The organism is Bartonella sp. AA81SXKL (assembly GCF_042196945.1).
GTDB lineage: Bacteria > Pseudomonadota > Alphaproteobacteria > Rhizobiales > Rhizobiaceae > Bartonella.
The window spans coordinates 57946-72168 of the sequence record NZ_JBHIRH010000010.1 but is presented as its reverse complement, the minus strand read 5'-3'; the positions used below and the strand labels follow the sequence as shown (position 1 = coordinate 72168).

9 protein-coding genes and 1 pseudogene are annotated in these 14223 nt (G+C 37.3%); 5 read left to right on the top strand and 5 right to left on the bottom strand.

Annotated elements, in window-relative coordinates; all coding sequences use genetic code 11:
* The first annotated feature begins 279 nt into the window (after positions 1 to 279).
* From ACFINZ_RS06345 to ACFINZ_RS06335, 3 genes are all read left to right on the top strand, one after another.
* Complete coding sequence (locus tag ACFINZ_RS06345) at positions 280 to 672, top strand: Fur family transcriptional regulator (RefSeq protein WP_375612302.1); 393 nt, start codon at positions 280 to 282, stop codon at positions 670 to 672.
* 173 nt (positions 673 to 845) lie between these two features.
* Positions 846 to 1940: an HlyD family secretion protein gene (locus ACFINZ_RS06340; RefSeq protein WP_375633811.1), complete on the top strand. Its 1095-nt coding sequence runs from the start codon at positions 846 to 848 to the stop codon at positions 1938 to 1940.
* 24 nt (positions 1941 to 1964) lie between these two features.
* Entirely contained in the window at positions 1965 to 3536 is a 1572-nt protein-coding gene (locus tag ACFINZ_RS06335) for a DHA2 family efflux MFS transporter permease subunit (RefSeq protein ID WP_375634787.1), read from the top strand.
* 1071 nt (positions 3537 to 4607) lie between these two features.
* On the opposite strand, the gene ACFINZ_RS06330 is transcribed toward ACFINZ_RS06335, so the two are convergent.
* The 3 genes from ACFINZ_RS06330 to ACFINZ_RS06320 form a co-directional block, all read right to left on the bottom strand.
* A complete protein-coding gene (locus ACFINZ_RS06330) occupies positions 4608 to 5192 on the bottom strand; it encodes a GNAT family N-acetyltransferase (protein ID WP_375612299.1) in 585 nt (194 codons plus the stop codon).
* A gap of 75 nt (positions 5193 to 5267) precedes the next feature.
* Positions 5268 to 6401 (bottom strand): type III PLP-dependent enzyme, encoded by a 1134-nt coding sequence (locus ACFINZ_RS06325; protein WP_375701241.1) that lies wholly within the window; start codon positions 6399 to 6401, stop codon positions 5268 to 5270.
* Positions 6402 to 8142: 1741 nt separating this feature from the next.
* Positions 8143 to 9060 (bottom strand): rhodanese-related sulfurtransferase, encoded by a 918-nt coding sequence (locus tag ACFINZ_RS06320; RefSeq protein ID WP_375613636.1) that lies wholly within the window; start codon positions 9058 to 9060, stop codon positions 8143 to 8145.
* Positions 9061 to 9175: 115 nt separating this feature from the next.
* Here ACFINZ_RS06320 and eda point away from each other — a divergent pair, with 115 nt between their 5' ends.
* A complete protein-coding gene (gene eda / locus ACFINZ_RS06315) occupies positions 9176 to 9841 on the top strand; it encodes a bifunctional 4-hydroxy-2-oxoglutarate aldolase/2-dehydro-3-deoxy-phosphogluconate aldolase (RefSeq protein ID WP_375633815.1) in 666 nt (221 codons plus the stop codon).
* Between the two features lie 2 nt (positions 9842 to 9843).
* On the opposite strand, the pseudogene ACFINZ_RS06310 reads toward eda, so the two are convergent.
* Positions 9844 to 10271 (bottom strand): annotated as a pseudogene (locus ACFINZ_RS06310) (ferredoxin--NADP reductase); the annotation flags it as partial.
* Between the two features lie 18 nt (positions 10272 to 10289).
* Entirely contained in the window at positions 10290 to 11117 is an 828-nt protein-coding gene (locus tag ACFINZ_RS06305; protein WP_375633816.1) for a ferredoxin--NADP reductase, read from the bottom strand.
* An 805-nt stretch (positions 11118 to 11922) separates the two neighbouring features.
* On the opposite strand from ACFINZ_RS06305, the gene alr reads away from it, so the two are divergent.
* On the top strand, positions 11923 to 13038 hold the full coding sequence (gene alr, locus ACFINZ_RS06300) for an alanine racemase (protein WP_375633817.1): 1116 nt from the start codon (positions 11923 to 11925) through the stop codon (positions 13036 to 13038).
* Positions 13039 to 14223 lie beyond the last annotated feature (1185 nt).

Sequence of the window (14223 nt, the reverse complement as noted above, 5' to 3'; positions counted from 1 at the left end):
AAAACAATACCAATAAAATATTGAACAAAAAATCCTATTTCAAGACATTATTGGCAACAAGCAATTATAGGAAAAATAAGAAGCGTATAAAAGTTTCATGCCCGATAGCAGCGGCTTTCAGATTATAATACCCCTCCCCTCACAACGATTGCAACTTTTCTTACATATCGCAAGGATGTCATGTAAAAGGCTAAAGATAGAGTACATATTCTATAATCACCATTGCATAAATATCTTACACACTTTATGCTTTTCCACGAGAGCAAAAGGAAGATGTCAATGTCATCTAAACTGACGCGTAACCAAACATTGGTTTTAAACACTTTAAAAAATGCAAAAGGGCCTTTAAGTGCTTATGCGATTCTCAATCACTTACGCGAAGAAGGTTTTCGTGCACCTCTCCAAGTTTATCGTGCGTTAGAAAAACTCGTACAATTAAAGTGTATTCATCGTCTTGAAAGTGTAAATGCCTTTATGGTCTGTTTACACCCTGAAAACTGTCAACATGAACTTACAACGTTTATAATTTGCGAAAACTGTGGCACAGTCAACGAAATACAAAATCAAACGATTGTATCGAGTTTAAAACAGATGGTTCAAGCTGTTGACTTCCAAGCACATAAAAGCACCTTAGAAGTACGAGGTCTTTGTAAAAAATGCGCAATAAAATAAGACCGCTAACTTGAAAACAAGATCTCTAACTTGCAAGTTTATATATTTAGCATTATGTACCAGGGATCGCCTTATTGTTTGAAAAGCTCTTATCGTCCGTGCATGTATATCACCCGATCTTAGTGATGGGTTTATTATACTCATTGGAACATAAATATTGAAAGTATAAAATCATGTCCGTAGCTGAGACAATTTTTTCAACCAAAAATTTCAATAAAACGCAAAAAAAGAAAGTAATCAAGGCTCTTCTTATTGTCTTTGCACTCTTTGTGCTTTGGTTTAGCTACAAATGGATAACGCAATGGCGTTATATGCTATCCACTGAAGATGCCTATGTACAAGGAGATATAGCCGCTATTGCGACTAAATTAAATGGATATATTGCAAAAATTGCCATTAAAGCCAACCAAGTTGTAAAAAAGGACGATGTTTTATTTTACTTAGACAATGGTGATTATCAAATAGCCTTGGATCAAACAAAAGCGCATCTTGACACACAGAAAAAAACACTTCTACGCATTGATGCACAAATCACAGCCGCTCATAGTGCTTTAGATGATGCAAAAGCGCAAAAAGCAGCCGCTTCAGCCATAGCAACCAATGCACAACTCACCTTAAAACGTGTAACAGAACTGAAAGCCAATCGTTATGCTCCTCAATCTGATGTCGATGATGCCAAATCAGCTTATGAACAAGCCATTGCAAATATTAACAGAGCAGATGCACAAATCGCTGCAGCACGTGCAAATATCCGAGTACTAGAAGCACAACGAAGTGAAACAGAAAGCCAAACAAAGAGTTTAGAACTTTCGCGTGAAAAAGCACAACGTGATCTTGATTCAACCATTATACGCGCGCCATTTGATGGAATCATAGGAAATTTAACAGCAAAAACGGGAGATTTTGTTGTAAATGGCCAACGTCTTGCAGCGTTAGTCCCCATCCATGCACTTTATATTGAAGCAAACTATAAAGAAACACAGTTGCAAAATATTCATGCAGGACAAAAGGCTTATATTTCTGTTGATGCCTTCAAAAAGCAGGTCTTTACAGGAACAGTGCTTTCTATTTCACCTGCAACAGGTGCTGTTTTTTCTCTTCTTCCTCCACAAAACGCTACCGGTAACTTTACAAAGATTGTCCAACGCATTCCCGTACGTATTTCTATTCCAGAAGAAGTCTTAAAGACCGGACATATCCGAGCAGGAATGAGTGTTTCAGTAGAAGTTGATACACGTACAAAACCACAAGATAAAAGTCTCTTATAATAACAAGCAAATGACCTCATTATTATGACATCTTCAATACCAAAGCCCATACAGTCTCAAGAGCGCATAGAAATCCGTAACATTGTGATTTTCATAGTTATGGCCTTTGGCATGTTCATGGCGATTTTGGATATACAAATCGTTGCCTCCTCTTTAGCCGAAGTTCAAGCTGGTCTTTCTGCAAGCTCTGAAGAAATTTCATGGGTTCAAACCTCCTATCTCATCGCTGAAGTCATCATGTTGCCCCTTTCTGGATTCTTAGGAAGATTGCTTTCAACACGTATTTTCTTCACCATATCAGCGATCGGGTTTACGATTACTTCTGTTCTTTGTGCAACAGCAACATCTATTGGAGAGATGATTATCTACCGTGCATTGCAAGGTTTTATTGGTGGAGGAATTATCCCAAGCGTTTTTGTCGCCTCTTATGTTCTTTTCCCTCCTTCCAAACGCCCAATTGTTACCCCTATTGTTGGACTAGTCGCAACATTAGCCCCCACTATTGGTCCAACGGTCGGAGGTTATCTTTGTCATATCTTATCATGGCACTGGCTTTTTCTCATTAATGTGCCTTTTGGGATTATTATTTCAATTCTCGCTTGGAAATTGATTGATTTTGATAAAGCAAATCCATCTCTCATGGCTAAATTTGACTGGTTGGGGCTCATTTCTATGGCTGTTTTTCTAGGAACTTTAGAGTATGTACTAGAAGAAGGCGCACGTCATGATTGGCTGAATGATAGGCTGGTTCGGAATTTATTCATTATCATGATTCTTGCTGCCGCCTTGTTTTTCTGGCGTGCTTTTACAGCAAAAGAACCCATTGTAGATCTCTCTACTTTTTCTAATTTCAATTTTTCAGCTGCATCCATTTTTTCCTTTTCACTGGGGATAGGTCTTTATGGACTCACGTACCTTTATCCTGTCTATTTGAGCCAAATCCGCCATTATGATGCCCTTATGATTGGAGAAACATTGTTTCTTTCAGGATTCGTCATGTTATTAACGGCTCCCCTTGCAGGATTCCTTTCAGCACGAATGGATGCACGTTTAATGATGGCAATAGGACTTTTTGGTTTTGCAATAGGCACTTGGATGGCAAGCACTATCACAGATAAGTGGGATTTTTGGCAGCTTTTTTGGCCGCAAGTTTTCCGTGGTGCTTCTGTAATGTTATGTATGGTTCCTATTAATAATATTGCCTTGGGAACACTCCCACCAGAACGAATGCAAAATGCTTCTGGACTCTTTAATCTCACACGGAATCTAGGTGGTGCTGTAGGGCTTGCCATTATCAGCACTATCATGACAAAACGCACGGATTTCCATTATGAACGAATAGCCGAAACACTTAACCACGCAAACAGACAAGCAACTGAAATGCTTTCAAAGCTTACTTTATTATTCAAAACAGAAACCTTTGATTCCTATACCCTGGCTCTTTCTCAATTGTTTAATATGGTACGCATACAAGCAATGATTATGGCTTTTAGTGATATTTTCTTTATCATAACCATCATCTTTGGTGTTTTGACATTTATGACCATGTTTCTCAAAAAAATACCACCTCTCATGGATTCACCACCAAATCACTAAGCTTAATTAAAATTGAGAAATATTTTTTATCCTTATCACTTTCCTCGCTTCCTATGCACTTTACCTTTTCTCAAGAGACAGTATAAATAAATATGTGATTCTAAATGATTCTTCTGATAAAAATTCTTTTCAATGCAGGCTCTTTACGCACTTTAAAAATAACTTCTCACATACAAAAATTGTTTTAGATGATCGGTAAACAAAGATCTTACCTAACGTGCTCCACACTATAAAGATAAAGCAGCTATTTCTATAAGATTTTTGATTTATCACCATAGGGCACAAAAGATTAAAAGATTCTTGGCCCTTTACTCTTTTGAGTCTTACAAGAATATTCATAAAAGATTTATGATTCTTGTGATTTTTATTCACGCACCTATTTCCCTTATAATGTGTAGGACAACGTTTTTTTGATTCTGAATGCAAAATTTTACATGAAAAAATCATTTTGTATTTGATCCTCTCATGCTAATTGCAAAACGATTTACCTTTATAGTAAAAAAGTAATTATATATTTTTTTCAAAAAAGCTGCTTTTGAACATGTAATTTTATTTTTTACACTCTTTTAAAAAAGCTGATACCTATAATTTTGATTCTACTGCTGCATATTTTTCTTTCTTAAGCCCCTTCTCTTTCAACAAGCGCTAAAATTGTATAAAATTTCTCAAAATATCTCTCTATTGAATCAATCAAAACCATTCCCTTGCACATAAAAAGCAAAGAAACAAAAACTGTTTAAGAAAAAAATAAAATATCCAACCGTTTCGATGCAAGATCTACCAACGATATTGAAAACTGGAAAATGTATGATGATACTGGCTTTTAAAGAATACAAAACCACTCAAAAATCCGGTTCCTTTAATATTATAAAATAGGACGCTATTTCAAAAAATGAGCTTAAAATATATTCCTACTCACTTAACTGAAATTATCAAAAATAAGAAACTAGCCATATAATAAAATCGCAATACAACTCCCCAAAAACTTTGTACCGCTAAATACTTTGGCTCTAGCCAAAACAGTATGCTCTCCTCAATGCCAGCTGTTGAAAAACAAAATAAACACGATCTTCAAGCCACTTTATGATGCTGAAAACGATTTGAAACTTCTCGTTCTCCACTAGGAACCAAAGTGCCATAACACCCAGAAAGATAATGTGGTATCAGTTCCAACGCTTGAAAGCGATGCTTTTCGTAAGGACCAGGCATTGCCAAATTTTCTGTTAAACTATTTGAAAAGCCAAAACGTTGATAAAATTCAAAATCCCCTACCAGCAAAATGGCGCCATATCCCAATTTTTTTGCTGTTTCAATTGCATGGCGGACTAAAATTGATCCTATTCCCATACCAGCACATTCAGATGCAACAGCCAAGGGGCCCAAAAGTAAAGCATGTTGTGTTTTATTTTTTCTTTTAGAAAAAGAAACATGCCAAAGACGGACACTTCCCACAAGCTCTCCAAGCGCATTTTTAACCACAAAAGAAAGTCCTTGAGCAGCTAACCGACCACGACGTAAAGCCTCTGATGATTTACGTTTACGTCCATACCCCATCGTTGAATCAAGCAAAATTTCTCGATAAGGCTTATCGGTTTCTTGCTCCAATAAAAGTGTAAAACATGCCCCATCTTTTGTTTGAAAGTTCATCATGTTCATCTCAATGACCGCCCTCTTATAGCGCCATGACGAGCATAGCAAAAAGTCTAAAAAAACTATAGTTAAAAGGAAACCTCAGATCACATATGATCGTAAAGGCTCAAAACCATTAAAAGCAACCGATGCGTAAGTTGTTGTGTAAGCACCCGTTCCATGAATCAATATTTCATCTCCTATCGTTAGGGATAGAGGAAGCGGATAAGGTGTTTTTTCATAGAGAACATCTGCCGAATCGCATGTTGGTCCAGCCAAAATACAAGGCTCCATTACCTTATCATCATGAGGTGTCTCAATAGGATAACGAATGGCTTCATCCATAGTCTCAGCAAGACCATTAAATTTTCCAATATCAAGATAAACCCATCGTACATTATCATTATCAGCTTTTTTAGATATTAGAACAACTTCTGTACGAATAACACCAGCATTGCCAACCATCGCACGTCCTGGCTCAATAATCGTCTCAGGGATACGATTACCAAAATGCTTTTTCAATGAATCAAAAACTGCTGTACCATAAGCTTGTTCTGTAGGGACATCTTTCAAATAACGCGTTGGAAAACCGCCCCCCATATTCACCAACCTTAGTGAAATACCTTCTTGTTCCAAGCACTTAAAAACTGTAGAAGCATCCGATAAAGCACGATCCCACGCACTCAGATCAACCTGCTGAGATCCAACATGAAAAGAAACACCGTAGGCTTGCAAACCCAATTGGTGTGCCCGTCTTAGAACATCAACCGCCATAGCTGGAACACAACCGAATTTGCGTGACAATGGCCACTCTGCACCTTTGCCATCGGTAAGAACACGGCAAAAAACACGTGTTCCTGGAGCAACACGCGCAATTTTTTCCACTTCTTCAACACAATCAACGGCATAAAGTGAAACTCCCAATGCATATGCTCGTGCAATATCACGCTCTTTTTTAATCGTATTCCCAAAAGAAATACGCTCTGACGTTGCTCCTGCTTTTAAAGCCATTTCAATTTCTGCAACAGAAGCCGCATCAAAAGAAGATCCTAAAGAACTCAGCAAACGCAAGATTTCAGGAGCTGGATTTGCCTTTATTGCGTAAAAAATACGAGACTGCGGCAGAGCTTTTTCAAAATTTAAATAGTTGTCACGAACAACATCAAGGTCAACAATTAAGCATGGACCTTCAGAACGATGTGTTGCAAGAAAATCGCGAATACGTTGCGTTGCCATCTGCAATTCTCCTTGAGGGAAAGCTCCCCCACTCTATGCTTGGACAGCCAAAGCTGCCAAAAGCTAAAGGACAAAAAACACACAACAACCATCCCCATTCTGATTACAAAAAATCAGAAATTAGCATTGCATGCAGCGAAAGAACAGCGCGAAGCCGCGTTATTCTATTTTATCTGCCTTTTTGATTGGAGTTGAGAAAACCACTTCCGCACTGAAGGCAATGAGGTGTGCCTCTATAGTTATCCCAGCATTTAAAAGCTGGAAGACACCAGAAAGGCCCGCACCGTCGTTGCTTCAAGATGTCCTCATTCTTGCAATTGGCTGTAAGAATGACTGGAGCGGTTAGTTCCAGGTACCGTACCGGTTAATCTCACCATTTGAGAACCAGCGGACACCCACAGGCACGTGCGACTTTGGGCAAGGCATCCTATAAAACGAATCCTTTCTCATTTCAATCATTTTTTTAATTTTAAACATTTTTTAATTCTTAAAGATAAAATGGTGCAAAAAAACAACACTCTCCCCCAGACAAAGCCATCCATCCGCTTTCATGAGATCACACCCCTTACATTATCCGTGCAACATAAATCACTGTCTTGTGTTTAAAGCCCCTCGTTTCTTTACCCTATTCTATCTCCTAATATCCGCAGCAGAAAATAACGCAAAATAAATTATTCAAAACTTAATTTATAATGACAATTTATTATTGTGCCCTTAAACAAAAATCCCATTATAAAATCCTCTTATTTCAACCCTCTTACAATGAATCAATTAAAATCATTCTTTTGCGCATCACAAATAAAAAACAATTGAAAAAAGGAGTACCTCTTATATATCCTCTCAAATGCAAAGATGACCAACATTGAAGACTGAGGATAGTAACGACTGAAGCACCATCGTCTTTAAAGATAACGTGTCCTTCCCCCAACAAAACGCCATCATCTTTAAAGATAACGTGTCCTTCCCCCAACAAAACGCCATCATCTTTCTCATTTACATCCTAAAAAACATCCCTACTTCCACATTCATTTCACAGCATCGCTTAAGCAAAATATCATGAAGAATTCCCCGTATAATATAGCTTGTATGATATAGATCAACTACATCTCACCCTCTTTATACTTATGAAATTAAAAACAAACGCTCCCATTCTATCTGCCAACTCCCAATATTGCAGAAACTCCTACATTGAAATGTTTCATAACACCTTATCTAAAATGATTTTTGTCCACACGTTGCTCCCATTTGCAACGTACAAGTGAATGAATTTTACGCGATTCGTTCTCATCTAATCTGAAAGCAATAAAGTTCACAATATTGAACTATTTTATTCAAATGAAAATAAATTATCATTATAAATTAATGTATTATATTAAATTCTGAAATCATAAACTCCTATTATCATTTTATTTTTTCCACCTAGCATCTGCTTTTTCATCTCCTCTTATTAATCACATCTTATTCATACGCTTTTCTCTTAAACTATAAATCTCCCTCCTCTGCGCTGTTGGTGAACGGCTTTTCTATTTTAAAATGAAAAGTATCTGAAAACTCAATCCTATAAAGTCAAGGAGAGCGAACAATCTATAATGATTATTTATAAGTCAAATAATTTAACATAAACAAAAAGACCGAATAATATCCGGTCTTATAAAATATTTTTCTACCAATATTAAAAAACTCTTCTCTCTTAAATTTAAGAGAAAAACGCTACAACTTAAAACTCTACACTGCGATATCCTTATGTCCCTTGATGAGAATCAATTGCACGCAACTTCAACAATTGAAATTGCCTATGGCGCTCACGAAAGCGCTCTCTATCGGCTTCACTACGCGTGTTATAACAAGCATCACAGGAAACACCTTCCTCATAATGAGGCGATAATTTGCTTTCAGCATTAAGAGGAGAACGACACGCACGACATAATTCGCGTCCACATTCTTCAAGACCATGTTGAACAGAAACACGCTCATCAAAAACAAAACACTCACCCCACCATAAACTCTTCTCTTTTGGAATTTTTTCTAAATATTTCAGAATACCTCCTTTTAGATGGTAGACTTGCTCATAACCAAGATCACGAACATAAGCTGTTGATTTTTCACACCGAATGCCGCCTGTACAAAACATAGCAATTTTCTTTTTTTTCTTTAACTCAGCCTCATGTTTACGCACCCATTCAGGAAATTCGCGAAATGTTTTAATCTGCGGATCAATCGCTCCTTGAAAACTCCCTATCGCATATTCATAGTCATTCCGTGTATCGATTAAAATTGTCTCTTCATCTTGAATAAGAGCATTCCAATCTTCAGGATCGACATAAGTACCAACAACTTTTAGCGGATCAACCCCTTCAACCCCCATTGTCACAATCTCTTTTTTCAACCGCACTTTCATGCGATGAAAAGGCATTTTTGATGCCCATGAATATTTAATCTCCGGCGTTTGAAACGCTGGCTCAGCCGTAATAAAATCCACCAATGCCTCAATCGCATCACAAGAACCAGCAACTGTTCCATTAATGCCCTCTTGTGCTAAAAGCAGAGTGCCTTTGATATCCTTTGCTTGACATAAATCCTGCAAAGGTTTTTGTAATTGATGATAATGCTTCAAATCTGCAAAGCAATAAAGTGCAGCAACTTTAAAATTCTTTTCCATGTGTTTTGCCATAACGCGCGTTTCATTCAATTTCAAGATTTATTCATGTACTCTTTAACATATTGTGCTTAATCAAACGATACAAATAATATCATCTCCAAGAAGAAAAAATATCATGTGCCAAAAAAGAAAAAAGCTTTTATTATATCTCCAAGGACAAACTGTCATACCTATTTTACTCATTGACAATCTACAAAGTGCTGTACCCTTAACACGCGCTCTTGTCAAAGGTGGATTAAAAACAATTGAGATCACCTTGCGAACACCAAATGCCCTCAAAGCAATTCAGAAAATCACACAAGAAGTCCCTGAAGCAATTGTTGGAGCCGGCACAATTCTCAACACAACACATTACGAAAAAGCCGAACAAGCTGGAGCCAAGTTTATTGTAAGCCCCGGATTATCCAATGAACTAATCAATTGTGCAAAAAATAGTGAAATTCCCCTTCTTCCCGCTGCAATGACCCCAAGTGAACTCATGCAAGCATTAAACAAAGGCTATTCATATCTTAAATTTTTCCCTGCTGAAGCTGCTGGAGGTATTTCCTTCATCGAAGCTTTAGCATCTCCCTTCTCTGATATCTGGTTTTGCCCAACAGGCGGTATTACACAAAAAAGTGCACCACAATGGCTCCAACTGCCCAATGTCTTCTGCGTTGGAGGTTCTTGGATAGCGCCCCAAAAACTTATTGCCATAAGTGATTGGGATTCGATTACTGCATTAGCATATACCGCATCACAACTTCCCTCTCCCTCGAAAAAAGCTCTTTCTACAATATAATGTTAAAGTGCAAGAATATCAGTCCCTTCAACAAGACCAAAGCTTTCACACATTCTTGCGCAACCTTTTAACATTGCCATGGAAACACAAATCATCACCCAATCTTCATCGAGATGAATTTGGGGAAGTGCTATTGTTTCAAAGCCGCTTGTTTCAAAAAAGCACCCACTCTCCATAACAGTCGTAATACGCCCCATATGCTCAGAAAGCTCACGAGTGGTCATAGGATAAAATTTCAACTGTTGTGCATATGCCCCACAATGAGTGGATCTTATTGCAAAAAGGAAACAAGATCTTTTGCACAAATTGACTCATTCTTTTCGCGCGTTATTTAAATAAGAACAACTTCTGAAAATTTTTCATAAATGTCAGGCTCACGAATAAAGCTTGCAAAAGAAAAAAACCCGTACCGGTTTGAAAGAAGATAAAGCATCAACTTTCCCACTCATTACTCCACAAAAGCGCGCTCTACAACATAAGTAGCAGGAGCATTATTGGCCCCTTCAACAAGACCAAAGCTTTCACACATCCTTGCGCAATCTTTTAACATAGCCATGGAACCACAAATCATCACCCGATCCTCATCAGGATGAATCTTAGGAAGTCCTGTTGTTTCAAAAAAGTCCCCACTTTCCATAACAGTCGTAATACGGCCCATATGCTCAGAAGCTTCACGAGTAGTCATAGGATAAAATCTCAACTGTTGTGCATACTCTCCAATGAGTGGATCTTGTTGCAAAGAGGAAACAAGATCTTTTGCATAAATTAACTCATTTTTTTCGCGCGTTGTTTGAATAAGGACAACTTCTGCAAATTTTTCATAAGCTTCAGGATCACGAATAAGGCTTGCAAAAGGAGCAATCCCCGTCCCAGTTGAAAGAAGATAAAGACGTTTTCCAGGAATAAGAGCATCAAGCACCAGCGTTCCTGTAGATTTTTTACGCATGAGAACTGTATCACCAATTTTAATTTTTTGGAGATGCTCGGTTAAAGGTCCCCCTGGAACTTTTATCGAAAAAAACTCAAGCTGTTCATCCCAAAAGGGACTTGCAATCGAATAAGCGCGATAAATCGGCTTTTCTGCATTTGGCAAACCGATCATAACAAACTCACCCGAACGAAAACGAAAACTTTCCGGACGATTCAGACGGAATTTAAATAACCGATCTGTATAATGACAAACCTCTTGGACAGTAAGGGCGAACACATTCTCAGGAATCGGAAAATTTGCAACGCTGCTGATGCTTGACGGAACATTGGTAGCAGACGTATTCATACTCTTCCCCATATCTTTATTGAACGTTAAATTTCGAATCTTTGACGTGATATAGTACTTGCACAACCATCTGCCAACAATTTTCTCAACACAAAAACCTCAAGGTTAACACTTTTATGTCAAAATTAAATAAATGAGTCTAGTGCACTCTATAAGCGATAAAATTGATTTCACTTAAAACCAATCAAAGACTAGAAAGTAAATACTGGATACCCAATCCATCTTGAAAACAAATAATATCCAAATCAACGAGTTTTCTAAATCAACAGTTTTAATGTATCAAAAAGTGTTTACACTGTTTTCTATTCAATAAAAATAATTTTAAGTGCATGAGACAACATCCAAAATTGCACAGATGAGTGATCTTCCCTCTCATGGTAGAAAACTTGTAATGCATTGATTTAACGTGGTTAATTTAATCATTTTACCTTCTCTAAATAAGAAGCCAATGCAATATTTAATCAAAACAATCACACCAGCAATAATAGTCTAACATTGCACTCTTCAAAATGATACAATACAATAAATTATGTTTATTTTTTTATATGCCTAAACGAGGGCAAATAAGTAAAAAAGTCTATGTTTTACAAATCATTAGAAGATACCATGTTGATAACAACACAAATAAAACTAAACTATCTCTTATATCCAGAGTACCATTTTACATAAAAAATGACTTTAATGGCAGCATAGGCTTCTTATGATTTTGACCATAGCAAATAGTGTCTTTCCCCTATATCGTAAAGAACCTAAATGAAACAACCAAAAAAACTCCGTATTTCACGAACACAGATAAGCTTTTAAAATGAACAAATCCGTTAATGATGAAATAAATACATCACTCTATACAGCTGTAGCAACCATCGATGTCAGTGCCATTGTTGCCAATTATATCACTTTAGCCAAACGTGTAGCTCCAACACAATGTTCAGCAGTTGTAAAAGCAAATGCCTATGGATTAGGAGCTCACAAAATTGCTCCTGCCCTTTATCAAGCTGGTTGTCGCACTTTTTTTGTCGCACAAATCAGAGAAGCACTCCAATTAAAAAGCATTTTACCATCAAATGTCACGATTGCCCTTCTGAATGGACTTCCACACTTAGCAGAAGAGTTTGTCGCACAATCTGGTATTGTTCCTGTTCTAAACTCTTGGAATGCCATTGAAAATTGGCAAAAAATTTGTCAAAAAAAAGATAAAAAATTTCCAGCAATTGTTCAAATCGATACCCATATGAACCGATTAGGACTGGATCAAAAAGAGTTACAAAAACTCATCAAACACCCTACAATTTTCGAAAAAGCAGAAATAAAATATATTCTTAGTCATCTTTCTAACGGAGAAGATGATACCCACCCATCAAATTATGCCCAATTGACTTCTTTCAAAACTATCCTTGCGCAATTGCCTGCTTGCAAAGTTTCCTTTGCCAATTCTGGAGGTATCTTTCTAGGATCAGATTTTTATTTTGATCTTGTTCGTCCAGGCATTGCACTTTACGGAGTTGATCCGCGGGGAAAACACCCATCACCTCTGAAACCTGTTTTAAAACTTGAAGCCCAAGTCATTCAAAGCCGCGTTGTTGATATAGGAGCACCTGTTGGTTATGCAGAAAGCTTTATAACCAACAGACCAAGCACTCTTGCAACCATTTCTATAGGCTACGCAGACGGCTGGCTCCGTGCTCTTTCGAATAAAGGAACTGTTTATTTCAACGGGCACAAACTTCCCATGGTTGGGCGGGTTTCTATGGATTCCATTATTGTAGATACGACCGATCTTGAACAAAAACCTCAAACTGGTGACTGGGTAGAGCTCATTGGTCGCCATCAAACACTTGAAAAAGTATCTATAGATGCCGATACCCTCCCCAATGAAATTCTAACATCTCTTGGCTCCCGCTATAAATACATTTACACATAAAAACTCTTTAGCCATAAAGAAATAAATTGATAAAAATCATCATTTTAGAAAATTGAGGGGCTTTTACAAAAGATTTTACAACAATCAACCACATAGAATGGTCATAGATACCGTACATTCACAGAAATCTCAAAACAGACAAGTTAATGGACTGTTTTATGGAAGTAGCTTTCATCTAAAATACAAAAACTTAGCCTTTCCCCATAAATTGACAAAAAAGAATCTACTACAAAGTTTTTAAAATTAATTTCCCAATTAAAATCATTCGCTTGCATACCACAAGCTGGACTATGTGTAGATAAAAATGATTTAAGAAAAGAATAATGCCTCTTATGAACCATAGTGCCAAGAGCTATAACATTAGGCGCTGGCAAAGTGTATGGATAGTGCCGGCTTACTCCGTTATGAAGCGTAAAGATTGGGGGATCAATAGATTTACCCTTACACCATTCACAAGCGCCGTCGCGAAATGGGATTAGGAGCGAAATATCTCTTTAAAACAAACATGTGAATTAACAACCCAAGTATATTCTTTTTGGAGCGTTCTGTTTTACATGAGGGTCGTGCCCCCATTAAAAAACACAATAAATAAAAGTGTGGAGCAATGTGCAATCCCCATTATTAAAAAAACATTGCTTTAAATGCTTTTGAAAGCCGCAAAGCTGAATTAAAAGGAGATGACAAACTGAGGATTGAGTTTTACCTTTACGGCTTTACATTTTCCCAAAATGAGATTGTCTTCCAGTTTCAAAGGTTACGTCAACAGAAATACGCAATCCCCTCGCCCTCATCTGACAGACAAAAGCTGGAACTACTCATAAAGCTCTTTTTTTCTCAATCTCTGACTCAAAACATGTGGCTGCGTTAAGTTTGGATGTTGATTTACAGGCAACAGCTAAAGCACACGAGCTCTTAGAAAAACAGCGCTGTAAAGTTACAAACTGACTTGCAATGAAGTGGAAAGATGTGCCGGCTTTTTATAAGACACCTTGTAAAAAACACCCATAATACATTTGGCTTTGCGTTTGCTCATTCTAACAGGTGTTTTTACATATTTTTGCGTCATATTTACAAAAAGCAGATTAAAGAGAAATATTTAGACAATTCTTGACTCGAAAAGATGCAACAACAGAGTTTCGCGTGTCTTTATCATCAAAAACACTAAAATTGATTTTATTCTTCTAC

Bases quoted from the DNA above. Each gene is read 5' to 3' on its own strand.
- ACFINZ_RS06345 (WP_375612302.1), top strand. From the start codon at position 280: ATGTCATCTAAACTGACGCGTAACCAAACATTGGTTTTAAACACTTTA.
- ACFINZ_RS06340 (WP_375633811.1), top strand. From the start codon at position 846: ATGTCCGTAGCTGAGACAATTTTTTCAACCAAAAATTTCAATAAAACG.
- ACFINZ_RS06335 (WP_375634787.1), top strand. From the start codon at position 1,965: ATGACATCTTCAATACCAAAGCCCATACAGTCTCAAGAGCGCATAGAA.
- ACFINZ_RS06330 (WP_375612299.1), bottom strand. From the start codon at position 5,192: ATGAACATGATGAACTTTCAAACAAAAGATGGGGCATGTTTTACACTT.
- ACFINZ_RS06325 (WP_375701241.1), bottom strand. From the start codon at position 6,401: ATGGCAACGCAACGTATTCGCGATTTTCTTGCAACACATCGTTCTGAA.
- ACFINZ_RS06320 (WP_375613636.1), bottom strand. From the start codon at position 9,060: ATGGAAAAGAATTTTAAAGTTGCTGCACTTTATTGCTTTGCAGATTTG.
- eda (WP_375633815.1), top strand. From the start codon at position 9,176: ATGTGCCAAAAAAGAAAAAAGCTTTTATTATATCTCCAAGGACAAACT.
- ACFINZ_RS06305 (WP_375633816.1), bottom strand. From the start codon at position 11,117: ATGAATACGTCTGCTACCAATGTTCCGTCAAGCATCAGCAGCGTTGCA.
- alr (WP_375633817.1), top strand. From the start codon at position 11,923: ATGAACAAATCCGTTAATGATGAAATAAATACATCACTCTATACAGCT.